This is a genomic window from Actinomadura sp. 1N219 (assembly GCF_044326405.1).
Classification (GTDB): domain Bacteria; phylum Actinomycetota; class Actinomycetes; order Streptosporangiales; family Streptosporangiaceae; genus Spirillospora.
The window spans coordinates 20,559-44,136 of the sequence record NZ_JBIRAY010000012.1 but is presented as its reverse complement, the minus strand read 5'-3'; the positions used below and the strand labels follow the sequence as shown (position 1 = coordinate 44,136).

18 protein-coding genes are annotated in these 23,578 nt (G+C 74.1%); 8 read left to right on the top strand and 10 right to left on the bottom strand.

All coding sequences use genetic code 11. The features are described 5' to 3' along the window. Nucleotides 1–69 precede the first annotated feature (69 nt). Nucleotides 70–978 carry an acetamidase/formamidase family protein gene (locus ACH35V_RS31060; protein ID WP_395977782.1) on the bottom strand — a complete coding sequence of 303 codons (909 nt, stop codon included), beginning with the start codon at nucleotides 976–978 and terminating at the stop codon, nucleotides 70–72. A gap of 126 nt (nucleotides 979–1,104) precedes the next feature. On the opposite strand from ACH35V_RS31060, the gene ACH35V_RS31055 reads away from it, so the two are divergent. Continuing rightward, nucleotides 1,105–1,590: a MarR family winged helix-turn-helix transcriptional regulator gene (locus tag ACH35V_RS31055; RefSeq protein ID WP_395977780.1), complete on the top strand. Its 486-nt coding sequence runs from the start codon at nucleotides 1,105–1,107 to the stop codon at nucleotides 1,588–1,590. Between the two features lie 7 nt (nucleotides 1,591–1,597). Here the strand turns inward: ACH35V_RS31055 and ACH35V_RS31050 are convergent, their stop codons facing one another. After that, a complete protein-coding gene (locus tag ACH35V_RS31050; protein WP_395977778.1) occupies nucleotides 1,598–2,221 on the bottom strand; it encodes a TetR/AcrR family transcriptional regulator in 624 nt (207 codons plus the stop codon). Nucleotides 2,222–2,308: 87 nt separating this feature from the next. Here ACH35V_RS31050 and ACH35V_RS31045 point away from each other — a divergent pair, with 87 nt between their 5' ends. Genes ACH35V_RS31045 through ACH35V_RS31035 form a run of 3 tightly spaced genes read left to right on the top strand, consistent with a single transcriptional unit; the run spans nucleotide 2,309 to nucleotide 4,900 of the window. Continuing rightward, entirely contained in the window at nucleotides 2,309–3,703 is a 1,395-nt protein-coding gene (locus ACH35V_RS31045; RefSeq protein ID WP_395977776.1) for an MFS transporter, read from the top strand. A 10-nt stretch (nucleotides 3,704–3,713) separates the two neighbouring features. After that, entirely contained in the window at nucleotides 3,714–3,932 is a 219-nt protein-coding gene (locus tag ACH35V_RS31040; RefSeq protein WP_395977774.1) for a hypothetical protein, read from the top strand. 47 nt (nucleotides 3,933–3,979) lie between these two features. Next, a complete protein-coding gene (locus ACH35V_RS31035) occupies nucleotides 3,980–4,900 on the top strand; it encodes a ribokinase (protein WP_395977772.1) in 921 nt (306 codons plus the stop codon). Nucleotides 4,901–4,909: 9 nt separating this feature from the next. Here ACH35V_RS31035 and ACH35V_RS31030 read toward each other — a convergent pair whose 3' ends face one another. Further along, on the bottom strand, nucleotides 4,910–5,338 hold the full coding sequence (locus ACH35V_RS31030) for a PH domain-containing protein (RefSeq protein WP_395977770.1): 429 nt from the start codon (nucleotides 5,336–5,338) through the stop codon (nucleotides 4,910–4,912). Between the two features lie 182 nt (nucleotides 5,339–5,520). Between ACH35V_RS31030 and ACH35V_RS31025 the strand changes: the two genes are divergently transcribed. After that, entirely contained in the window at nucleotides 5,521–6,453 is a 933-nt protein-coding gene (locus tag ACH35V_RS31025) for a Ppx/GppA family phosphatase (protein WP_395977768.1), read from the top strand. A 138-nt stretch (nucleotides 6,454–6,591) separates the two neighbouring features. Then, entirely contained in the window at nucleotides 6,592–8,775 is a 2,184-nt protein-coding gene (locus ACH35V_RS31020) for an MMPL family transporter (RefSeq protein ID WP_395977766.1), read from the top strand. A 35-nt stretch (nucleotides 8,776–8,810) separates the two neighbouring features. Here ACH35V_RS31020 and ACH35V_RS31015 read toward each other — a convergent pair whose 3' ends face one another. The 4 genes from ACH35V_RS31015 to ACH35V_RS31000 all read right to left on the bottom strand — a co-directional run bounded on the left by ACH35V_RS31015 (nucleotide 8,811) and on the right by ACH35V_RS31000 (nucleotide 16,412). Further along, nucleotides 8,811–10,784, bottom strand: coding sequence for a protein kinase (locus ACH35V_RS31015; RefSeq protein WP_395977764.1), 1,974 nt, complete (start codon nucleotides 10,782–10,784; stop codon nucleotides 8,811–8,813). Nucleotides 10,785–10,910: 126 nt separating this feature from the next. Continuing rightward, nucleotides 10,911–14,201, bottom strand: coding sequence for an error-prone DNA polymerase (locus ACH35V_RS31010; protein ID WP_395977762.1), 3,291 nt, complete (start codon nucleotides 14,199–14,201; stop codon nucleotides 10,911–10,913). Beyond that, nucleotides 14,194–15,705, bottom strand: a complete 1,512-nt coding sequence (locus ACH35V_RS31005) for a DNA polymerase Y family protein (protein WP_395977760.1) — start codon at nucleotides 15,703–15,705, stop codon at nucleotides 14,194–14,196. Before ACH35V_RS31005 ends, ACH35V_RS31010 begins: the two co-directional genes overlap by 8 nt. Then, nucleotides 15,702–16,412, bottom strand: coding sequence for a hypothetical protein (locus ACH35V_RS31000; protein ID WP_395977758.1), 711 nt, complete (start codon nucleotides 16,410–16,412; stop codon nucleotides 15,702–15,704). The genes ACH35V_RS31005 and ACH35V_RS31000 overlap by 4 nt, the downstream gene beginning before the upstream one ends. A 145-nt stretch (nucleotides 16,413–16,557) precedes the next feature. Between ACH35V_RS31000 and mtnA the strand changes: the two genes are divergently transcribed. After that, the gene (mtnA, locus tag ACH35V_RS30995) at nucleotides 16,558–17,607 is read left to right on the top strand and encodes an S-methyl-5-thioribose-1-phosphate isomerase (protein ID WP_395977756.1); all 1,050 of its coding nucleotides are present in this window, start codon (nucleotides 16,558–16,560) and stop codon (nucleotides 17,605–17,607) included. A gap of 5 nt (nucleotides 17,608–17,612) precedes the next feature. Here the strand turns inward: mtnA and ACH35V_RS30990 are convergent, their stop codons facing one another. Further along, nucleotides 17,613–19,754, bottom strand: a complete 2,142-nt coding sequence (locus ACH35V_RS30990; protein WP_395977754.1) for a M28 family peptidase — start codon at nucleotides 19,752–19,754, stop codon at nucleotides 17,613–17,615. Between the two features lie 123 nt (nucleotides 19,755–19,877). Here ACH35V_RS30990 and ACH35V_RS30985 point away from each other — a divergent pair, with 123 nt between their 5' ends. After that, nucleotides 19,878–22,109, top strand: coding sequence for an ATP-dependent RecD-like DNA helicase (locus ACH35V_RS30985; RefSeq protein ID WP_395977752.1), 2,232 nt, complete (start codon nucleotides 19,878–19,880; stop codon nucleotides 22,107–22,109). Here the strand turns inward: ACH35V_RS30985 and ACH35V_RS30980 are convergent. Continuing rightward, the gene (locus ACH35V_RS30980) at nucleotides 22,100–22,885 is read right to left on the bottom strand and encodes an MBL fold metallo-hydrolase (protein WP_395977750.1); all 786 of its coding nucleotides are present in this window, start codon (nucleotides 22,883–22,885) and stop codon (nucleotides 22,100–22,102) included. The genes ACH35V_RS30985 and ACH35V_RS30980 overlap by 10 nt on opposite strands. Beyond that, nucleotides 22,866–23,459 carry a TetR/AcrR family transcriptional regulator gene (locus tag ACH35V_RS30975; protein WP_395977748.1) on the bottom strand — a complete coding sequence of 198 codons (594 nt, stop codon included), beginning with the start codon at nucleotides 23,457–23,459 and terminating at the stop codon, nucleotides 22,866–22,868. Before ACH35V_RS30975 ends, ACH35V_RS30980 begins: the two co-directional genes overlap by 20 nt. Between the last annotated feature and the right edge of the window lie 119 nt (nucleotides 23,460–23,578).

The window sequence follows — 23,578 nt, the reverse complement described above, 5'->3', positions numbered from 1 at the left end:
GGCCGTCCCTGAGGGCCCGCTCGACCAGATCGAACCCGAAGGGACAACGATGGACCGTCCACGGAGGTTTCAGGACAGGTAGGACAGTTCGAGATGAGCCGAGACGATCCAGTTCGGGACGTCCACGACCTCGGAGATCTTCAGGTCGGCGGCGATGCTCGCGAGGAGGTAGGCGTCCACGGGGGCCATGCCGGTGCGCGCCGCGATCTCGTCGATGAGGGCGCGGGTCGCGTCCTTCGCGGCCTGCATGAGGTCGGGCCCGACGCCGGTGGTGGCGAGCGCCGCGCCGGTCCGGTGGGTGCGGGGATGCGTCTCGATCATCGGGGTGGGCGGGGCCGCGCCCTTGCGCACGTTCACGCGGAGCCGCACGACGCCGTCCGTCTCGATGCCCGTGCCGCACACCTCGCCGTCGCCCATCGCGGCGTGCGCGTCGCCGAGGGACAGCAGGGCGCCGTCGACGCCGACCGGCAGGACGAGCCGCGCCCCCGGGCCGATGTGCCGCACGTCCATGTTCCCGCCCCAGCGGCGTGGCGGGACGATCGAGTGCGGGCCCGGCTCCGGCGGCGCCACCCCGATGGTGCCGATCATCGGGACGACCGGGACGCGCAGCCCGGGCAGCGGTTCAGCGAACCCGCCGGAGATCTTGGAGACGCGCAGGTGCGCGTCGGGGAAGTCGTCGGCGAGCAGGCCGAAGCCGGGGATGTTGGCCGTCCAGCCCCAGTCGCCGGTCTCCATGTCGAGCACGTCGATCACGAGGGCGTCGCCGGGGGCGGCGCCCTCGACGTGGAACGGCCCGGTGACGGGGTTGACGCGGCCGAAGTCGAGGGCGGCGACCTCGGCCGTGCCGGACTCCGCGCCGAGCTGGCCGCCGCTCGCCTCGGCGGTCTCGACGGTGAGCTCGTCGCCCGGCGCGACGGTCGCGATGGGCGGGATCGCGTTGTCCCAGGCGTGGTGCGCGCTCGTGCGGCGGATGTGCATCGCTCCTCCAACGGTGTGTCGGCGTGCCCCGAGCCTATGATCATCTCCCGTCCGGGCCGGACGGCCTGGCCGACGTGTCCGCGCAGCCCCCTGCGCTATAGTCACACGCATTGATAGTCACTGTTCTTGATCAAAGGGGAGACGGTCATGGACGCGGCGTCCACGGGGGGCGGGCGTGCGGTTCCCGACCTGGGCATGCTGGCGGGCCAGTTGATGCGGGCGCTGCAGGAGGAGCTGTTCCAGCGGCTGGCCGAGCAGGGGCACCCGGACGTCCGGCCGCGGCACGGGACCGTCCTGGCGTTCCTCGACCGGGACGGGCTGCGCGCGACCGAGCTGGCCGCCCGGTCCGGGCAGCACAAGCAGATCGTCGGGACGATCGTCGACGAGCTTGCCGCGCTCGGGTACGTCCGGCGCGAGCCCGACCCCGCCGACCGCCGCGCCAAGCGCGTCGTCCCGACCGAGCACGGCCTGGACGAGATCGCCAAGGCCCGCGCCATCCTCGCCGCCATCGAGCGGCGGCACCGGGAGGAACTGGGGGAGGAGCGCTTCACCGCCTTCAAGGACGCGTTCCAGGAGATCGCCCGCAGCCAGCGCGCGTGGGACCACTCGTGACGCGACGTCAGGAGACCCTGTCGTTCTTGACGAAGGTCGCCTCGTAGAGGGCCGTGAGGTGGTCGGCCAGGGCGTCGTGCGTCCAGTCGCGGCCGGTGAGCAGGCGTTCGAAGACGTCGGTGGCGATGAGGCCCCACAGCATGTCGGCGGCGGTCGCGACGGTCCAGTGGGCGGCGAGGCGGCCCTCGGCGTCCAGCCGTTCGGCGAGGCGGCGGCAGGTGGCGAACTGGTTCTCGTCGACGGTGGCGCGGTGCCGGGCGGCGTCGGGGTCGGCGTGCCGGACGCGGTCGATCGCGCGGTCGACGGTCATGAGGCGCGGGTGGTAGGCGGCCAGGTGCCGGGCCCAGGCGCGCAGCGCGGACACCGCGTCGGGCGCGTCCCGCACGGGGGCGAGCGACTCGCGCAGGCCCTCCTGCTCGGCGATGAAGTCGAACAGCGCCATCACGAGCTCGGTCCGCGAGGAGAAGTGCAGGTAGACGCCCTGCCGTGACACCCCGGCGCGGCCGGCGACCTCGGTCATGGTGAGCGCCTCGAAGCCGTCGCTCTCCAGGATCTCGCGGGTGGCCGCCAGCAGGGCGTCCCGCGTCCGCCTGCCGCGCGCGTTGCGCGGGCCGTCGATCGACCTCGTCATTGATCACCACTTGCCTGGAACTTGTCAGCGTGTCTATGTTAGCTGCCGGCAAGATGTAGACACGCTGTCAAGTTTTGGTGGTGGATCATGAACCGCTGGCGGCTGGTGGCGGCGACCGGGATCGCCGTGTTCATGGCGCAGCTCGACGTGACCGTGGTGAACGTCGTGCTCCCGACCATCGAGGACGAGTTCGGCGCCGGCCCGAGCGTCGCCGAATGGGTGGTGCTCGGGTACGTCCTGCCGCTGATCGCGCTGACGCTGCCCGCCGGGCGCTGGCTCGACCAGGTCGGGCGGCGCGAGGCCCTGGCCGTCTCGGTCGCCGGGTTCGCGGCGGCGAGCGTCGCGGTCGGGCTGGCGCCGGGCATCGGCTGGATGATCGCGGCGCGGGTCGTCCAGGGGGCGTTCGCGGCCGTGCTGCTCGCGCTCGTCCCGGTGCTGACCACGATCGCGGTCCGGCCCGAGGTGCGCGGCCGGGCGATGGCCGTGGTGATGACGCTCGGCCCGCTCGGCGGGGTGACAGGCCCCGCCCTCGGCGGGCTGCTCATCGAGCACCTGGGCTGGCCGTGGATCTTCATCCTGAACGTGCCCGTGAGCCTGCTCGTGATCGCGCTGGGCTGGACCTCGCTGGCCGCCGGGGACCGTCCCGTCCCGGCGGGGCCGGACGGTCCCGCGAAGAGCCGGATGCCCGGACGGGCGCGGCTGGTCGAGACGGCGCTGCTCGGCGGCGCTGCGATCGCGCTCATGCTCGCGCTGTCGCTCGGCGCGGGACACGGGCCCGGCTGGCTGGCGCTGGCCGTGGCCGCCGTGCCGCTGACCATGGCCTGGTGGCGGCTGCCGGACGGCCGTCCGGTGCGCGAGCTGCTGCGGGCACCCGGCATGTCCGCCCCGCACCTGGCGCTGATGGCCGAGATGGCCGCCGTGATGAGCGTGCAGTTCCTGATCCCGTTCCAGCTGCAGCGGTCCGGGACGGCCACGCCCGCCGAGATCGGCCTGACGATGCTGGCGTTCCCGGCGGCGGTGATGGTCACCGGTCCGATCGGCGGCGCGCTCGCCGACCGGTTCGACGGGCGTGCGGTGGCGATCGCCGGCGCGGCGGCCGTCACCGCCGGGCTCGTCCTGCTCGTCCCGGCCGGGACGGGCTGGGGCCCGGCCGACCTGGCGTGGCGGCTGGCCGTCGCGGGCGCGGGGGCCGGGCTGTTCGCCGGCCCGAACCAGACGATCGCGATGGGACGGGCGCCGCGCCATCTGCTCGGCACCACCGGCGCCACGACCAGCCTCGCCCGCCAGCTCGGCGTCGCGCTCGGCCCGGCGCTGGCGACCGCGACCTGGTCGCTGACCGGCTACGGCGTCGACGGGATGCGCGCGGCGCTGGGCCTCGCGGCCGTGCTCGGCGCGGTGAGCGTGCTCGTGCAGGTCCGCGGCGTGCGGGCGTCCCGTCCCGTGGCCGAACCCGCCCACATCACGGAAAGTCACAGAGTATAACGTTCTGTGCATGGGGGATGATCAACGGAGCTGGACGGGGCCGGGCGGCCTGCGGGTGACGGCGGTGCGGCTCAGCGGGGCGCACCGGGTGTGGGCGGAGTTCGCCGGGGTCCGGGGCGAGAGCGCGCTGCTGGCCACGAGGGACGGGGCGTTCGTCGGCCGCGGCTACTACCCGTCGGTGGTCGAGCTGGGCGAGGCGGTCGACCTGGCCGAGCTGCGCATGCGGTGATCAGCGGGGGTTGCGGGGACGCGCCCGCGCCCTGTAGTCCGGTGGACGTGCGCTCACGGGACTGGGACGTCGTCGTCGTCGGATCGGTCAACGCCGACCTGGTGGTCGGCGTCGACCGGCGGCCCGCGCCGGGGGAGACCGTCCTCGGCTCCGACCTGGCCACGCATCCGGGCGGCAAGGGCGCCAACCAGGCGGTCGCGGCGGCCCGGCTCGGCGGCCGGGCCGGGCTCGTCGGGCGGGTCGGCGGCGACGGCCACGGCGAACTGCTGCGCGGCGCCCTCGCGGCGGACGGCGTCGGCCTCGCCCATCTGGCCACCACGCCGGACGCGCCCACCGGCGTCGCGCTGATCACCGTCGGGCCGGACGGCGACAACAGCATCATCGTCTCGCCCGGCGCCAACGCCCGGCTCGGCCCGGACGACGTGGCCGCCGCCCGCGCGATGATCGCGGGCGCGGCCGTGGTGTCGTTCCAGCTGGAGGTGCCGCTGCCCGCCGTGCTCGCCGCCGCCCGCGTGGCCGCGGACGCGGGCGGGCGGATCGTCCTCAACCTGTCGCCGCCCGCGCCCGTCCCGGACGAGCTGCTCGCCCTCTGCGATCCCCTCGTCGTCAACGAGCACGAGGCCGCCTACCTTCTGGGCGAGGACGGGGACGGCGATCCGCGCGCGATGGCGGCGGCGCTCGTCCGGTCCGGGCCCCGGTCCGCCGTCGTCACGCTCGGCGCGGACGGCGTCGTGATCGCGGACGGCGCGGCGGCGCCGGTCCGGATCGCGTCCCCGAAGGCGGACGCGGTCGACACGACCGGTGCGGGCGACGCGTTCACCGCCGCGCTGTGCCTGCGGCTCGCGCGCGGCGATTCGCTGCCCGACGCCGCCCGCTACGCCGCTCGTGCGGGGGCGGCGGCCGTCCGAAAGGCGGGCGCGCAGAGCTCGTTTCCCACGCCCGAAGAGCTGCCCCCGGCCGTGCCGTGACGGACGAGGTCAGGGGCCGGTCCGGGCGCGGAGCCGGTACAGCTCGTCGGCGACGTCGTGGACGTCCGCGCCCAGGTCGAACGCGCTGAGCAGGTGCAGGTCGTCCTCGGTCTCGATCTCCAGCATCCGGGTGTGCAGGAGGAGGCGGCGCCGCTCGTCCACCCGGATGGAGGTCACCGCGTCCCATGGGACGCGGCGGCGCCCCGCGTAGCCGGTCACGACGGTGACGCCGTCGCCGTCGGCGGCGAGCCGCACCGGCGCGACCAGGTCGCGCAGCGCGAGCGCGTTCAGCCCGGCGGCCGCCGCCGCCGCGAGGAACAGGAACTGGGGGTCGTGGCGGTAGAGGACGGCGAGCGCCGTGACGGCCGCCGCCCCGGCGCACTTCACCGCCACCTGGGCGGGCGGCACCCGCCACCGCCGTCCCGATCCAGCCGTCATGCCCGGCACCCCCTCATGCCCGACACCGTAGCCGCAGCCGGCCGCCGCGCGGCCCGCGGGTGGGGCCGGGCGGTCACACTTCTGTATCCGTCCGTCACCCCGCGTGCGGAATGTGCCGGTCACGGCCGATTCGGGGGCGGTCAGCCCTGGTCGCCGCGGGACCGTCCGCTAGCGTCGTAAGCATGCGACTCGGCGTGCTGGACGTGGGCTCGAACACCGTGCACCTGCTGGTGGTGGACGCCCACGAGGGAGCCCGTCCGCTGCCCGCGTTCTCGCACAAGGCGGACATGCGGCTCGCCGACCACCTGGACGAGGGAGACCGCCTCTCCGATGAGGGCGAGACGCAGCTTCGGGACTTCGTCGACGACGCGCTGCAGATCGCCGAGGACAAGGGCGTCGAGGACCTGGTCGCGTTCGCCACGTCCGCCGTCCGCGACGCCGCCAACGGCGAGAAGGTCCTGGCGCGGATCCGCGCCGACAAGCGGATCGACATCAGGGCGCTGTCCGGCGAGGAGGAGGCGCGGCTGACGTTCCTCGCGGTGCGGCGCTGGTTCGGCTGGTCGTCGGGACGGCTGCTCGTGGTCGACATCGGCGGCGGGTCGCTGGAGATCGCGTCCGGCATCGACGAGGAGCCGGACGTGGCGTTCTCGCTGCCGCTCGGCGCGGGCCGGCTCACCCGGGACCGGTTCACCGCCGACCCGCCGCCCCCGGACGAGGTCCGGGGCCTGCGCCGGCACGTCCGGGCGGAGATCGCGCGCCGGGTCGGGGACGTCGCCCGGTACGGCCCGCCCGACCACGCGGTCGCGACGTCCAAGACGTTCAGGCAGCTCGCCCGCATCGCCGGCGCCGCGCCGTCGGCCGATGGACCGTACCAGCGGCGGACGCTCGCGGGCGCCGACCTGACCGACTGGGCGGAGAAGCTGGCCGCGATGCCGTCCGCCGAGCGGGCCGAGCTGCCCGGGGTGTCCGAGCGGCGGGCGGAGCAGCTGCTCGCCGGGGTGATCGTCGCGGACGCCGCGATGGACCTGTTCGAGCTGACCGAGCTGGAGATCTGCCCCTGGGCGCTGCGCGAGGGCGTGATCCTCCGCCGCCTCGACATGATCACGGGGACCTGATCACGGGACATGATCGTTCGCTCGTGATCGCAGACTGACCGGAACCGGTCTCCGGGGCGGCCCCTCTCAAACGCGATATGTCTTGCCGAGCGGGGTTCGGCGGCGGAAGATCAGTGCCCTGAAAACTGGGGGTTCCTGATGTCGCGTACGTACAAGTTCGCCTCCCTGCCCTGCGGACGCCGCGGGAAATGGGTCGTGCTGGCGGTCTGGATCGTTCTCCTCGCCGTGGCGATGCCGCTCGCGGGCAAGCTGACCGGGGCGCAGTCCAACGACTCGTCGGCGTGGCTGCCGGCTGACTCCGAGTCGACCCGGGTCGTCGAGCTGTCCGAGCGGTTCGTGCCCGCCGACGCGTTCCCCGCCGTGATCATCTACCACCGGGACGGCGCCGCGCTCACGGCCGCCGACCGGGCCAAGGCGGCCGCGGACGTGCCGCGCCTCCAGGCCGTCACCGGCGACCCCAAGGGCTCCACGCCGCCGCGCAAGCTCGCCATCGGCGTCCAGGGACCGGTCCCGTCGAAGGACGGGAAGGCGCTGGAGACCCTCGTCAACGTCAAGGTCGGCAACGACGGATGGGACCTGCTCGGCCCGGCCGTCGACGATTACCGCGACATCGTCCAGAAGGGCGCGCCGGGGCTGGAGGCGCACGTCACCGGCCCGGCCGGGTACGCGGGCGACTTCAGCAACGTGTTCGCCGGGTTCGACAAGTCGCTGCTGTTCATCACCGCCGCCATCGTCATCGGGATCCTGCTGCTCACCTACCGCAGCCCGATCCTGTGGCTCGCGCCGCTGGTCTGCGTGGGCTTCGCGCTGATCGCGGCGCAGGCCGTCATCTACCTGCTGGCCGACAACGCGGGGCTCACCGTGAACGGGCAGGCGGCGTTCATCCTGACCGTCCTCGTGTTCGGCGCGGGCACCGACTACGCGCTGCTGCTCATCGCCCGCTACCGGGAGGAACTCCGGCGGCACCGGGACCGGCACGAGGCGATGGCGATCGCGCTGCACCGCGCCGGGCCCGCGATCGTCGCGAGCGGATCGACGGTGGCGCTGAGCATGCTGTGCCTGTTCGTCGCCACCCTGAACTCCACCAAGAGCATGGGACCGGTGATGGCGATCGGCGTGGCCGTCTCGCTCGCCGCGATGGTGACGCTGCTGCCCGCGCTGCTGGTGATCTGCGGGCGCTGGGTGTTCTGGCCGCGGCGCCCCACGTTCGGCACGGACGAGCCGTCCGAGCGCGGCGCGTGGGCCAGGGTCGGCGCGTCCGTCGCCGTCCGGCCGCGGGTCACGTGGCTGGTCACGGCCGTGGTGCTCGGCGGGCTCGCGTTCGGGCTGTTCGGGCTGCGGACGGGGTCGCTCCCGGCGAGCGAGTCGTTCAGCACCGGCAAGCCCGACTCGGTCACGGGCGAGCAGGTCCTCGGACGGCACTTCCCCGCGGGCAGCGGCTCACCCCTCCAGATCGTCACCAAGGACGGGACGCAGGACGCCGTCCGCGCCGCCCTCGCCAAGGTTCCCGACGTGTCGGACGTCAAGCTCGCGGGCACCGATCCCGGGCGTCCGTCCGGCGGCCTCGTCTACCTGGAGGGCACGCTCACCGCGCCGCCCGACGGCGAACGCGGGTTCGCCGCCGTCGAACGCGCCCGCGACGCCGTGCACGCCGTGCCCGGCGCGAACGCCGAGATCGGCGGTGCGTCGGCGGTGACGCTCGACATCAACGACGCGTCCCGCCGCGACCAGGCCGCCGTGATCCCGATCGTCCTCCTCGTCGTGTTCGGCATCCTCGCGCTGCTGCTGCGCGCCCTCGTCGCGCCGCTGATCCTCGTCGCGACGGTCGTGCTGTCGTACGCGGCGGCGCTCGGGGTCAGCGCGCTGATGTTCAACCACGTGTTCGGCTTCCACGCGGCGGACCCGTCGTTCCCGCTGTGGTCGTTCGTGTTCCTCGTCGCGCTCGGCACCGACTACAACATCTTCCTGATGACCCGCGTCCACGAGGAGACGAAACGCGTCGGGACGCGGCGCGGCGCGCTGATCGGGCTCGCCGCGACCGGCGGCGTCATCACCTCGGCGGGCGCGGTGCTGGCCGGGACGTTCGCGGCGCTCGGGTCGCTGCCGCTGGTGTTCGTCGCCGAACTCGGCTTCGCGGTCGCGTTCGGGGTGCTGCTCGACACGTTCATCGTCCGGTCGGTGCTGGTCACGGCGCTGAACCTGGACGTCGGACGGCACATGTGGTGGCCGAGCGCCCTGGCCCGCGCGCAGGCCCCGCCCGCCGCCGCGGCCGAGGCTCCGGAGGCGCCCGGGGAGCCCGCGACCGCCGCCCGCGGCGAGTAGCGCCGCGGCAAGCAGCCCGCGACCGGCGGGCCGCGCTACAGCCAGTAGGGGTGGCCGAGGGCGCGGTTCGCCGGGGTGACGACGCGGTCGTCCGAGCCGTTCGCGCGGACGGCGTGGACCACCGGGTTCCCGACCGGGCCGCGCACGTAGCAGAGCCAGCGGCCGTCGCGGGACCACGCCGGGTCCATGTCGTCCTCGGTGCCGGTGGTCACCGCGTGCGGGTCGGTGCCGTCCGCGTTCATGACCCAGATGTTGCTGCGCTCGTCGGGGCCGCGGGTGAAGGCGATCTTTCGCCCGTCGGGGGACCACTCGGGGTCGACCGAGCGGGTGCCGTCCTTCGTCACCCGGGTCCACGGGGTTCCGGGACGGTTCGGGTCGAGGGTGTAGATCTGCTCGTCGCCGGTCTGCCTGCTCCAGAAGACGATCTGGTTCGTGGACGACCACATCGGGTCGTCCTTGAACGAGGGGTCGGTGGTGAGCTGCGTGGGCGAGCGTCCTTCCACGGTGATCGTGAAGATCTGCCGGACGCCGGCCTTCTCGGCCATGTACGCCAGGCGGGCGCCGTTCGGCGACCACGTCACCCTGGTGCCCGGGGCGATCGCGGTGACCTTCCGCAGGGCGCTGCCGTCGGCGTTCGCCACCCACGCCTCGGTCGTCCCGCCGTGCTGCCTGGTGAACGCGATGCGCGTCTTGTCCGGCGAGCGTTCGGGGAGCATGTCGCACTGCGGCCCGGTGACGAGAGGCGTCGCGGACGGGTCGCCGGGCTTGTAGAGGCCGAGGTCGGCGTGGCATTCCCTCGGCCAGCCGGGCGCCGTGTCCATCCGGACGAGCATCGCCCCGGTCGGGAACGCGGTCGCGGGCGCACGGCCCCCGTTCGTCCCTTTGTCGTCCGACCTTTTGAGGTAGTAGAGGCCCGCGGCGACGGCGGCGGCGACGAGGAGGGCCGCGACGGCGGAGACGATGAACGTGGTGCGCCGGGAGTATCCGTACTCGCCGCGCCCGGCGGGCGGGGGCGGCGACGCGGACGGCGTGGTGAGCGGGAGCGGCGGCGGTGCGGGGAAGGGCGACGGCGCCGGGGACGGGGTGGTGACCGGGGACGGGGCGGTGGCGTCCCGGGACGTGACGTTCGGGTCCCCGGCGGGCGGCGCCGACCAGGTCTGGCCGAGTTCGGACGTCACGGCCGCCTCGCCCGCGCCGCCGACCAGCGCGAGCAGCAGGTCGCGGGCGCTGGGCCGCCGCGCGGGGTCCTTGAGCAGCGCCGACCGGACGAGCCCGGACATGGACGCGGGCAGGTCGCCGATCTCCGGTTCGGCGTGCACGGCGCGGGCCGCCAGGATCTCGAACGAGCCCTGCCCGAACGGGTTCCGGCCGCTCGCCGCGTACGCGACCAGGCAGCCCCACGCGAACACGTCCACCGCCGGGGTGATGTGCTGCGTCGTGATCTGCTCGGGCGCGATCCAGCCGGGGGTGCCGACGACCTGCCCGGTGCGGGTGTGGGACGACGCCATGTCCAGCGCGCGGGCGATCCCGAAGTCGATCACGCGGGGGCCGGAGATGGACAGCATCACGTTGCTCGGCTTGAGGTCGCGGTGCACCAGCCCGGCGCTGTGGATCGCGACCAGCGCCGCGGCGACCCCGACCGCGACGCCGTGCAGCATGCCGGGCGACAGCGCGCCGTTCTCGGCGACATGGTCGAGCAGGGACGGGCCGTCGATGTACTCGGTGACCATGTAGGCGAGTCCGAGGTCCTCGCCGTGCTCCAGGACCTGCGCGGTGCAGAACGACGCGACGCGCTGCGCGTTGGCGGCCTCGTCGTGGAAGCGGGCGAGGAACGTCCGGTCGCCCGCGAGCGCGGGCCGCACGACCTTGACCGCGACGGGCCGCTCCTGCGGGTCGCGGCCGAGGTACACCGCGCCCATGCCGCCCTCGCCGATCTTGGCCTCGATGCGGTACCGGCCGATCCGCGTGGGGTCGTCCGGGCGCAGCTCAAGCAGGGAGCTCGCGTCCATGGAGATCACCTTCCGCCCCCATGAGCCGCGTCCTGGCGACCGCACACACGGCGGCACGCGGCCCCAACGATCCATACGATGACAGAGGACGGGTCCAGGTTCTAGCGCGTCCCTGCCCGCCGCCCGTCAGTGGAAGTTGCGGGCGCGGACGCGACCGGGTACAGGGAGCCGCCGCAGCCGGGTCGCGCGGACGTTCGCGACGCCGTCCGCGCGCTCCAGCCGTCCGCTGACCAGCAGCGCCTGCGAGTCGACGGCGAGGCCGCGGTGCCGCTGGAACACCTGCGGCGGGCACACCACGTTGATGATGCCCGTCTCGTCCTCCAGGGTCATGAACACGATGCCGCCCGCGGTCGGGGGCCGCTGCCGGTGCGTGACGAGCCCGGCGACGACGACGTTCGTCTCGCCCGGCGTCCCGGCGAGGCGGATGGACGACAGCGCGCCCAGCTCGTCGAGCGCGTCCCGGACGTGCGCGACCGGATGGGTGTGGGACACGCCGGTGGCCCACAGGTCGGCGAGCGTCTCCTCGATCGGCGTCATCGCGGGCAGCGGCGGTGCGGACGCGCCCGGCGTCACGCCCTCAAGCTGCCCAGGGCCGGAGCCCGCGAGCGCGCCCGCCGCCCACAGCGCCTCCCGCCGCGACAGCCCGAAGCGGTCGAACGCGCCCGCCGTCGCGAGCGCCTCCAGCGCCCCGGCCGACAGCGGCACGCGCCGCGCCAGATCCTCCATGCTCGTGTAGGGGCGTCCCGCCGCGATCGCCTCCGCCGGCTTGTCGCCCAGGTTCCGGATGCCCGCGAAGCCGAGCCGGATCGCGGGCTGCGGCGCGGACGGCGCGTGCGGATGCTCGGAGTCGACCTCCACCGCTTCCTCAAGCGCCGGGTGGACGTCGCTGGCGTTGACGTCCACGCCCCTGACCACGACGCCGTGCCGCCGCGCGTCCGCCAGGAGGCTCTGCGGGGAGTAGAAGCCCATCGGCTGGTTCCGCACCAGCGCGGCGGTGAACGCGGCCGGGTAGTGCCGCTTCAGCCAGGAGCTCGCGTACACCAGGTGCGCGAAGCTCTGCGCGTGCGACTCCGGGAACCCGAACCCGGTGAAGCCGAGGATCTTCTCGTACACGCTCTCGGCGATGCCGGCGGGGATGCCGCGCTCGGCCATGCCGTCCAGCAGGCGCGCCTTCAGCCGCTCGACGCGCTCGGGCGCGCGCTTCGCGCCCATCGCCTGCCGGAGCTGGTCGGACTCGGCGGGCGTGAAACCGGCGCAGTCGACGGCGAGCTGCATCATCTGCTCCTGGAACAGCGGGACGCCGAGCGTCCGCGACAGCGCGGGCTCCATCAGCGGATGCGGGCACCGCGCCGGTTCAAGCCCCTTGCGGCGCCGCAGGTACGGGTGGACGGACCCGCCCTGGATCGGCCCCGGCCTGATCAGCGCCACCTCCACCACCAGGTCGTAGAACTCGCGGGGCTTCAGCCGCGGCAGCGTCGCCATCTGCGCCCGCGACTCGACCTGGAACACCCCGACCGTGTCGGCGTCGCACAGCATGTCGTAGACCAGATCGTCCTCCGGCGGGATCGACTGGAGGTCGTAGCGGCGGCCGTGGTGCTCCTCGACCAGGTCGAAGCAGTCGTGCAGCGCGGCGAGCATGCCGAGGCCGAGCAGGTCGAACTTCACCAGCCCGGCGGCGGCGCAGTCGTCCTTGTCCCACTGCAGGACGCTGCGGTTCGGCATCGTCGCCCACTCGATCGGGCAGATCTCCCCGACCGGACGGTCCGCGATCACCATGCCGCCGGAGTGGATGCCGAGGTGCCGGGGGAGCCGCTGCATCCGGCCCGCCAGCTCCAGCACCGGGCCGGGGATGTCGGACTCCGCGCCGACCGGGTCGCGCGGGTCGATGCCCTTCGACCAGGCGTCCTGCTGGCCGGGGGAGAAGCCGAGCGCGCGGGCCGCGTCCCGGACGGCCATGCGCGGCCGGTAGCTGATGACGTTCGCGACCTGCGCCGTGCACTCCCGCCCGTACTTGTCGTACACGTACTGGATGACCTCTTCGCGGCGGCGGTGCTCGATGTCGAGGTCGATGTCGGGCGGGCCGTCGCGGCCGGGGGACAGGAAGCGCTCGAACAGCAGCCCGTGCCGGACGGCGTCGACGCCCGTGATGCCGAGCGCGTAGCAGACCGCCGAGTTGGCCGCCGACCCCCGCCCCTGGCACAGGATTCCCCTTTCGCGGCAGCACGTGACGATGTCGTGGACGATCAGGAAGTAGCCGGGGAAGCGGAGCTGCTCGATGACGTCCAGCTCCTTGGCGATCTGCTCGTACGCGCCGGACACCTTCTCCCGTTCGGGCGGCCCGTACCGCTCCAGCGCGCCTTCGGCGACGAGGTGCCGCAGCCAGCTCGCCTCGGTGTACCCGTCCGGGACGGGCCAGTCAGGTAGGCGGGGCGCGACGACGTCGAAGCCGAACAGGCACTCCTCGGCGAGCGCGACCGTCCGCTCCCGGACGCCGGGGAACCGTGCCAGCCGCCTCGCCATCTCCGCGCCGCTCCTGATGTGCGCGGTGCCGCTCGCCGGGAGCCAGCCGACCATGTCGTCCAGGCTGCGGCGGGCCCGGACGGCGGCCATCGCCTGCGCCAGCCGCGCGTCCGCTCCGGGCGCGGCGAAATGCACGTTGTTGGACGCGACGACGTCGACCCCGACCCGCCGGGCCAAGTCGAACAGCACGTCGTTGCGGTGGTCGTCGTCGGGCTGGTCGTGGTCGATGAGCTCGGCGAACACGTTGTCGCGTCCGAACATCGCGATGAGGTTCCGCAGTTCGCGTTCGGCGGCGTCCGGGCCGCCCGACTCCAGCGCCGCCGGGACGGGCCCCTTCCGGCAGCCGGTCAGCACCGCCCAGTGCCCGCCGTGCCCCTGTCCGTCGTGCACAGCGGCCAGCGCGTCCAGGTCGTAGACGGGACGGCCCTTCCGCCCGCCCGCCAGCTGCGCGGCCGTGATCGCCGAGCAGAGCCGCGCGTATCCGGGGGCGCCGCGCGCGAGGACCAGCAGGTGCCGTCCGGCCGGGTCGGGCTCGCCGGTCTGCGGGCCGGGCAGGCCGAGGCTCAGCTCCGCGCCGAACACCGTCCCGATGCCGGAGCCGCTCGCGGCCTGCGCGAACTGCACCGCCCCGTACATGCCGTCGTGGTCGGTGATCGCCATCGTTCGCACGCCGAGCCGCGCCGCCTCCTCGACGAGCGAGGCCGGGTCGCTGGCCCCGTCCAGGAAGCTGAACGACGAGTGGCAGTGCAGCTCCGCCCACGCCGTGTCCGTCTCGGCGAGCCGGGCGACCGTCGACGGCTCGGACGGCTCCTCCGGCCGCCGCGGCTCGGACGGACGCCACGACAGCCGCTCCTCGAACTCCCGCCACGAGATCGGCGGGTTGTGCCAGTTAGTCATAGACGCCCTCGATGTGCCATCGGCCGCCCTCGACGGCGAGCAGGTAGGCGGCGCCGTCGTCCGTGGTGACCTGGAAGCGGGCGCGGCGACGTGAGCGGTCGGCGTCCCACCAGCGCTCGTCGGCGGGCCACGGGCCCGTCCACCCCGTGATCGTGGAGGGACTGCCCCGCACCGCGAGCACGGCGGGCGGCGCGGACACCTCGCAGCGCGCCGACACCACCACCGGCTCCCCGGCGGCGTCGACCAGCTCGACGTCCGGCGGCGCCGGCGGGACGACCGCGGGCGCGGGACCCGTCACCCGTCCGGGCCACGGGCCCTCGGGCAGGTCGCCGGGCGGCAGGTCGCCGATCGGGACGCGGACGACCCGCTCGCCCGGCCCGCGCCCGCCGACCAGCACCGGACGCGTGATCCCGTGGTGGCCGAGCAGCGCCTGGATTCGGTCGGCGGCCCGCGCGATCCGGTCGGTGACGGACGTCCCGCCCCACAGCCCCTCCTGCCTTCCCTCGTCCGGGACGAGCTGGCCGGGCGCCAGCTCCAGCCAGGCGACGCCGCCCCACACGTCCTCGGAATCGCCGCCCTGCCAGGCGGACAGCTGCCAGCGCACCCGCTCGGCCACGGCCAGCGCCGACAGGCCGTCGTGCCGCCACAGGCGCCGCAGCACGTGCCCGTCCGCGAACCCGGCCGCGACCTCCAGCCGGACGCACGCCAGCCCGCTCGCCGCCAGCGTCTCGTGCAGCTCGCCCGCGAGCCGCTTCGCCGCGAACACCACCCGCTCGGACTGCTCGGCCGGGGGATCGAAGTCGCCGCGGACGGTGAGGTCCTCCGTGCCCTTGACGGGTGCGAGCGGGCGCGGCTCCTCGCCCCTGGCCATCCGGTGCGCGAGCGCGCCGTCCGTGCCGAACCGGCCCGCGACGTGCCCGGACGGCAGCGCCGCGAAGTCGCCGAGCGTCTTGATCCCGAGCCGCCGCAGCAGGTCGGCCAGCTCCGGCCGGTCCAGGACCGACAGCGGATAGGGCGCGAGGAACGCCGCCGCGCCGCCCTCCGGGACGACCACGCCGCCCTGCCCGGCGCGGGCGGCCAGCTCCGCCGCGAACAGCCCGTCCGCGACGCCGGAGCCGCAGTCGTGCCCGGCCTCGACGGCCGCGTCCTGGACGAGCACGCGCAGCGCCTCCTCGCCCCCGTAGAACCGGGCCGGGCCGCGCGCCGGGATCGCGCACAGCCCCGGCCGCACCACCTCCACCCTGGGCGTCAGCGCCGCGACCGCCGCCACGACCGTCTCGAAGAGGCGCCCCTCCGCGTCGGGGTCGCGGTCGCGGACCACGAGCTCGGGGCAGCGGCGCTGGGCGTCCCGGAGCCGCTGCCCGCGCCGGACGCCCTCCGCCCGCGCCGCCGCCGTGCACGCCGCGACCTGCCCCTGGACGACCACGGCCCCGGCGGTGGCGGCGTCCACGCCGACCGCCGTCGCGGGCCAGTCGGGACACCACACGACCAGGACCCGGGTCACGCGATCGCTCTTTCTTCCACGTGCGGCGGGACGAGTTCCAGCGGCGGCCGGACGGTCTCGTCCGGCGTGACCGTGCCGTCGGCGGCGGGCAGCCACAGGCGGGCGCGGCGGCCCGGGCCCGGCGCGTCACGGCCCTCGGCGACGATCTCGACCCGGCGGCCGGTCAGCCGTCCGTGACCGTCGGCGAGCCCCTCCCAGGCGACGTCGTCCAGCCGGAGGCGGAGCCGCGTGCCGGGCCATTCGTGCGCGAACGCGCCGGTCAGCGTCAGGACGCAGCCGTGCTTGCGGGCCAGCGCGGACAGCCGTCGGACGGCCGCCGCGCCCGGACGCTCCGGCGGGCACAGCAGGATCAGGTCGACGGCCTCGGCGAGGGCGGCGACCACGTCCGGCCAGCGGTCGCCGGGATCGTCGACGAGGAGGAGGCGTTCGGGGGCCGCGCCCATGCCGGCGGCGGCGGCGACGCCGAAGCCCGGGACGCCGACGACGCCGCACCAGCCGCCCGCGCCGTCCGTCCCGCCGTGCCGGGAGACGCCCGCGACGAGCGCGAGGCCGAGCGACGCGGCGCCGGGCCCGCCGAGCCCGACGGCGGAGCCGGGCCGCAGCCCGCCGCCGGGCAGCACGGGACGCAGCGCGGGCAGCACGGGCACGGTGCCCCGGGGTGCCGTCTCCAGCGCCGTCTCCAGCTCCCGCAGCGCGGCCTCCGGCACGGTCGTCCCTCCTCTCGGCGCCTGCGACCAATCTCGAACACGAGTTCGACTCATGTCAAGTTGTCGCAGGTCACGGAGCGGAGCGGGAAGGCCGGAAAGCGCGACGGAATAGGGCTTTCTCGAATTTTGCGGGCATCATGGACGTATGAGCAGCGATGTGCGGACCATCGAATGGGCGGGCGACGGGCTCCGGCTGCTGGACCAGACGCTCCTGCCCGCGCGGGTCGAGTACGCGACCGTCCGCGACGTCGACGCGCTCGTGGACGCGATCCGCCGGCTCGTCGTGCGCGGCGCGCCCGCGCTGGGCGTGGCGGGCGCGTTCGGCGTCGCGATCGTCGTCCGGCAGGCCGCCCGCGAGGGCTGGGACGACGCCCGGCGCGACGCGGCGATCGCCCGCGTCCGCGCGGCCCGCCCGACGGCGGTGAACCTGGCCGCCGGCGTCGACCGCGTGCTGCCGTTCATCGCCGAGGGCGTGGACGCCGTCGTGGCGGAGGCGCAGGCCGTCCTGGACGAGGACGTCCGCGGCAACCGCGCCATCGGGGCCTTCGGCGCCGACTGGATCCTCGGCCGGCTGGGCGTCGACCGGCCGCTCCGCGTCCTCACGCACTGCAACGCGGGCGCGCTCGCGACCGCCGGGTGGGGCACGGCGCTCGGCGTCGTCCGGGAACTGCACGGGCGGGGCCGCGTCGAGCTCGTCTACGCGGACGAGACGCGCCCGCTGCTGCAGGGCGCGCGGCTCACCGCGTGGGAGCTCGACCAGGCCGGGATCCCGTGCGTCGTCCAGGCGGACGCCGCCGCGCCGAGCACGATCCTGCGCGGCCTCGCGGACGTCGCCGTCATCGGCGCGGACCGGATCGCCGCCAACGGCGACACCGCCAACAAGATCGGCTCGGTCGGGCTCGCGCTGGCGTGCGCGGCGGCCGGGATACCGCTGGTCGTGGCCGCGCCGTGGAGCACCGTCGACCTCGCCGTCCCGGACGGGGCCGCGATCCCGATCGAGGAGCGTCCCGCCGAGGAGGTCCTGGCCTGGGGCGGCGCGAGGACCGCCCCAGGCGGGGTGGACGCGTTCAATCCCGCGTTCGACGTCACGCCCGCCCGCCTCGTGACCGCGCTGGTCACCGAGACGGGCGTGCTGGAGGTCGCGGCGGGCACCGCCCCGTGTCGGCGGGCGCGACGCCGGTGTCGTCGGGAGTGACGCCGTCAGCCGTCTCCTCGCGGCTCTAGGGTGCGGGTGGCGGCGCGCAGGCTGCGGTACAGCCGCGCCTCGTACTCCTTCGCGGCCCGGACGTCCTCGTCGACGAACAGCGCGTCGTACAGCGCGGGCAGCCGCTGCGTGGCGTAGCCGGTGTCGATGCCGGGCGCGTAGATCTGGTGCTTGTACCACGGACGGCCGGGCAGGCCCGCGTCCGTCAGCAGGTCCCGCTCCGTCTGCATGATCTTGGCGTTCAGCCTGCGGAACGCGGCCGTGTCGCCGTCGCGCAGTGCTTCGTCCGCGCGTGCCTGCAACGCCTGCGCGGCCTTCCGCCACGCCTCGGCCTGCTGCACGCTGCGGGACACGTCCACGACCACCGACCCCAGCCGCTTGCGCTGCTCCTCGGTGAATTCGGCGAGGTACCGCGCCGTCTCCGCCGCGTAGGGCCGGTACCCGAGCGCGACCACGTCGGCGTTGGCGAGCCGCAGCGCCGCGATGCCGACCAGCCGCGACATCGCCGTGTGGTACTCCCAGGTCGGGTCGCCGAAGTGCGACATCCAGTAGTAGTCGTCGCACGCGCAGTGGTACTGCCCGGAGCTGCCGGGCGTGGACGAGCCCATGTCCATGGCGGGCACGCCGTACCGCTGGAAGAACGCCTGGAAGTCCGATCCGCCGCCGATGCGGTCGATCGGCGTCTCGCCGTCGTTCTGCTTCTTCCACGCCTCGTACAGGGTGCCGTCCGTGCCGGGCCACTGGACTTCCTTGGTCGCGTCGATGACGGACTGGTCCAGGGCCGGGGTCGTCGCCGGGCCGAAGTGCGAGCCTCCGGCGCCGTCCATGTTCACGTAGGCGACCGCGTTGCGGAGCTGCCCGGCCCGCTGCTCGGCGTACTCGGTGGAGCCGAAGAGGCCGTACTCCTCACCGTCCCAGGTGGCCAGGACGATGGTGCGCTTGGGCCGCCACCCCTTCTTCAGGAGCGCGCCCAGGCCGCGTCCTATCTGGAGCACGTTCTCGGTGCCGGAGAGGTTGTCGCTGCTCCCGTACGTCCAGGAGTCGTGGTGCGCGCCCACGATGACCTCCTGCTCGGGGTGGTCGCTGCCGGGGATGCGCACGATCACGTCCCACAGCGGGCGCACCTGGAAGGTGTTCTCCAGGTCCAGGTGGACTTTCGTCCCGCCGGGCCCGAACCGGTACGGGAACGGCAGGCCGCCCTGCCATTCCTTCGGGACCTCGGCGCCCTTCAGCGCCCGCAGCAGCGGCTCGGCCGCGCCGTAGGAGATCGGCGTCGTCGGGACGAGCCCCTTCAGCATCGGCGCCTCCGAGGGCGGGACCCGGTCCGCGCCCTTCACGGAAGGCCAGCCGGGCGTCTGCGGGTCGCCCGCGGCGAGCTGGATCTGCGCGATGCTGCCGCGCTGGATGCCGTCCGGCGCGCGCCACGGCCCCTTCGGGTACACCTCGCCCTTGGTGAAGCCGTCGTCGGCGGGGTCGGAGTAGATGAGGACGCCCTTCGCACCCCGCTTCGCGGCCTCGCGCGGCTTGACCCCGCGGAACACCGCCCCGTACCGGGCCAGGACGATCTTCCCCTCGACGGAGACGCCCCGCTTCTCCAGCAGCTCGAAGTCCTGCGGGCGGCCGTAGTTGGCGTAGACGACCTCGCCCCGGACGTCGCCGGACGGCGACAGCCCGTTGTGCCCCGGGATGACGTCGTCGAAATGCTTCTGCCAGGGCTGCTTCTTCTCCTTGACCGGCAGCGTCCGCCGGTCCGGCGCCGTCATCTCCACCTGCACGCGCTTCGGCATCGACAGGTAGGCGTAGTAGGTCTTGATCTCCGGCCGGAGCCCGTACGACTTGAAATGCTCGACGATGCGCTGGACGCGCCGCCAGTCGCCGGTCGTCGTGGCGAGCCCCGGCTCGCGCGACAGCTCGGCGTCCAGGCCGCGGGCGACCTCCGGGGACGGGACGGAACTGAACGCCTTCTCGTACTGCCGCTGCCATTCGGCGTTGGCGTCGGTGAAACCGGGGATCGGGCCCTTCCCGGCAGCCGGCGCGGCCGCTGGCGCGGCTGCGGCGGGAAACGCGGAGAGGGCGAGGGACAGGGACGCGGCGGAGGCGGTCAGGGCCGCCAGTGCCTGGGTTCGGGAGCGGAACACCAGGGATACCTCCGAGTACGCTCGGTACGGGTGCGCCCGGAACGTACGTCGGGCCCGGCCCAAGATCTAGATCACCTGCCGGATCCGGCCATCGTGTCGGCGGGATCGGCCATCATGGTGACCGTGCCGACCTCCCCGACGTCCGACGGCGCGCCGCGTCCGGCGGAGCTTGACGCGGTCTTGGAAAGGATCACCTACGCCAACGAGGACACCGGCTACACGGTGGCCCGCGTCGCGACCGCGAAGAGCGGCAGCGATCTGCTGACGGTCGTGGGCGCGCTCCTCGGCGCGCAGGTGGGGGAGAGCCTGCGCCTGGTCGGACGGTGGCGCTCGCACCCCAAGTACGGCAAGCAGTTCGAGGTCGACTCGTACACGACCGTCCTGCCGGCGACGATCCAGGGCATCCGCCGCTACCTCGGCTCCGGCATGATCAAGGGGATCGGGCCGGTGATGGCCGACCGGATGGTCGGCCACTTCGGCACCGACATCCTGCGGATCATCGAGGAGGAGCCGGGACGGCTCGTCGAGGTCCAGGGCCTCGGGCCCAAGCGGACGAAGCGGATCGGCGAGGCGTGGGAGGAGCAGAAGGCCATCAAGGAGGTGATGGTCTTCCTGCAAGGGGTCGGGGTGTCGACGTCCCTGGCCGTCCGCATCTACAAGCAGTACGGCGACGAGTCGATCGACACCGTCCGGAAGAGGCCGTACCAGCTCGCGTCGGACGTGTGGGGCATCGGGTTCAAGACGGCCGACACGATCGCGCAGGCCGTCGGCATCCCGCACGACAGCCCCGAGCGGATCAAGGCGGGCCTGCAGTACACGCTGTCGGAGGCGGCCGACGACGGCCACTGCTTCCTGCCGGAGCCGAACCTCGTCACGGCCGCGGAGAAGATCCTCGGCGTCGGGCGGGAGCTGATCGTCCCGGCGCTGGACGAGCTGGCCCGCGACGAGGGCGTCGTCCGGGAGCCGATCCCCGGCGAGGGCGAGGACGCCGCGACGATCCCCGCCGTGTACCTGGTGCCGTTCCACCGCGCCGAACGCTCCCTCGCGCGCGGCCTGCTGGAACTGCTCGACTCCCCGACCGACCGGCTCAAGGCTTTCGCCGACGTCGACTGGGACAGGGCGCTGCCGTGGCTCAGGCAGCGCACCGGCCAGGACCTCGCGGCCGAGCAGCAGGAGGCGGTCAAGCTCGCGCTGACGTCCAAGGTGTCGGTGCTCACCGGCGGGCCGGGCTGCGGCAAGAGCTTCACCGTCCGGTCGGTGGTGGAGCTGGCCGCCGCGAAGAAGGCGAAGATCGTCCTGGTGGCGCCGACCGGGCGGGCCGCCAAGCGGCTCGCCGAGCTGACCGGGCACGAGGCCGCGACCGTCCACCGGCTCCTGCAGCTCCAGCCCGGCGGCGACGCGAAGTTCGACCAGGACAACCCGCTGGACGCCGACCTGGTCGTCGTCGACGAGTCGTCCATGGTCGACCTGATCCTGGCGAACAAGCTGGTCAAGGCGATCCCGCGCGGCGCGCACCTGCTGCTCGTCGGGGACGTCGACCAGCTCCCGTCCGTCGGCGCGGGCGAGGTGCTCGCCGACCTGCTCGGCGCCGAGGCGATCCCGCGCGTCCGGCTCACGAAGATCTTCCGGCAGGCGCAGCGGTCCGGCATCGTCGTCAACGCGCACCGCGTCAACGCGGGCGACCATCCGCAGACGCACGGCTTCCCCGACTTCTTCCTGTTCCCGTGCGAGGAGCAGGACGAGGCCGCCGAGCTGACCGTGGACGTCGTCGCCAACCGCGTCCCGCGCAAGTTCGGCCTCGACCCGCGCCGCGACGTCCAGGTCCTGACGCCGATGCACCGCGGCGCCGCCGGGGCGGGGGAGCTGAACGCGCGGCTGCAGGAGGCGCTCACCCCGCACGACGACGCGCGCCCCGAACGCCGCTACGGCGGACGCGTCTTCCGCGTCGGCGACAAGGTCACCCAGCTCCGCAACAACTACGACAAGGGCGAGGCGGGCGTCTTCAACGGGACGGTCGGCGTCGTCGCGTCCGTGTCGCCGGAGGAGCAGTCGCTGACCGTCGTGACCGACGAGGACGAGAGCGTCGACTACGCCTTCGACGAGCTGGACGAGCTCGCCCACGCCTACGCGATCACGATCCACCGCTCGCAGGGCAGCGAGTACCCGGCCGTCGTCATCCCGCTCACCACCGGCGCGTGGATGATGCTGCGCCGCAACCTCCTCTACACGGGGATCACCCGCGCGAAGAAGCTCGTCGTCCTCGTCGGTTCGCGCCGCGCGCTCGCCGCCGCCGTCCGCACCGCGGGCGCGGGCCGCCGCCACACCGCCCTAGCCCACCGCCTCTCTCAGCGGTAACGGGCCAGCTCCCATGGGTCGTGGGCGCAGAACACCTCGACCGTCCCGGCGAGCGCGAGTTCGCGCAGCCGCGCCACGTTCGCGAGCCGCAAATCCCGGTCGACCTCCCCGCCCGCCTGGACGAGCTCCATCAGCGGATGCGTGACCGGCTCGGGACGGTCGACCTCCCCGTGGTACATGTACGCGTCGCCCGCGTGCAGCAGCCAGCGGTCGCCGTCCCGCACCGCCACACCGGCGTGGCCGGGCGTGTGCCCGCCGAGCGGGATCAGCAGGACGTCCTCGGGCAGCCCGTCGAGGGCCCGGACGCCGTCGAACCCGTGCCAGACACCGCCCGGGCCGTCCCCGTACACGACCCATTCCGGACCGTGCGCGAGCTGCGCGGGCGTCCTGCCGCCGTCCGCGTGCTCGGCCTCGAACAGGTGGACGGCCGCGCCCGGGAAGTCGCTCAGCCCGCCCGCGTGGTCGCGGTGCAGATGCGTCGGGACGATGTGCCGCACGTCGGCGGCCGCGTACCCGAGCGCCTCGACCTGCCGGACGGCCGTCGCGGCGGGATCGAGCGTCGGCCCCACCATCTCCACCCAGTCGTCCAGCAGCCGCGTGGACGGGTCGGCGATGTCGCCCAGGCCGATCCCGGCGTCCACGAGGACGAGCCCGGACGCGTCCGTCTCGATCAGCAGCACGTGCCCGGCCGCCCGCGCCGGGCTCAGTGGGCTCTCCGGGCCGTCGGCGGGCTCGATCTCCCGCATCGGGGCGCAGTCAAGATGATGGACGCGCACCGCACGCTCCCTGGATCACGTCACCGAGCTGCCGGGTGACCTCGTGGATGACGGACACGTCCCGCTGGACGCGGGCGAGCATGATCGCGCCCTGCACCGACGACAGGACGAGCGCGGACAGCGTCCCGGCCCGCTCCGCCGGGACGCCCCAGCCCAGCAGCGCGGCCTCGATGCCGCGCCGCCACTCGCCGTAGGCGGCGTCGCAGGCGGACCGGATGGTCTCGCTCTCGGCGGCCGTCTCCAGCGCGACGGTCGCGACCGGGCAGCCCTTGCGGAAGTCCGACTCCAGCAGGCTCCGCGCGAAGTGGTCGCCGATGGCGGCGATCCCGTCGCGCCCGTCCGGCGCGGCGGCGGCGGCCGTGGCGAGCGCGCCGCCGACCGCCTGCCCGGACAGCGCCACCGACTCGGACGCGAGCTGCTCCTTCCCCTGCGGGAAGTGGAAGTACAGCGACCCCTTCGGCGCCCCGCTCTCCGCCAGGACCTGATTTATGCCGGTGCCGTGGTAGCCCTGCCGCTGGAACAGCTCCGCCGCCGTCCGCAGCACCCGCCGCCTCGTCTCGCCCTGTGGTGCCATGCCGACCAAACTATACAGACCGGTCTAGCAAGTCAACGCTGAACCCCCTCCTTGATCAACAGAATGAAATTTCACAAACCGAAAGGGTCGTCAGTAATTGTTGACATCGGTTTCGGGGG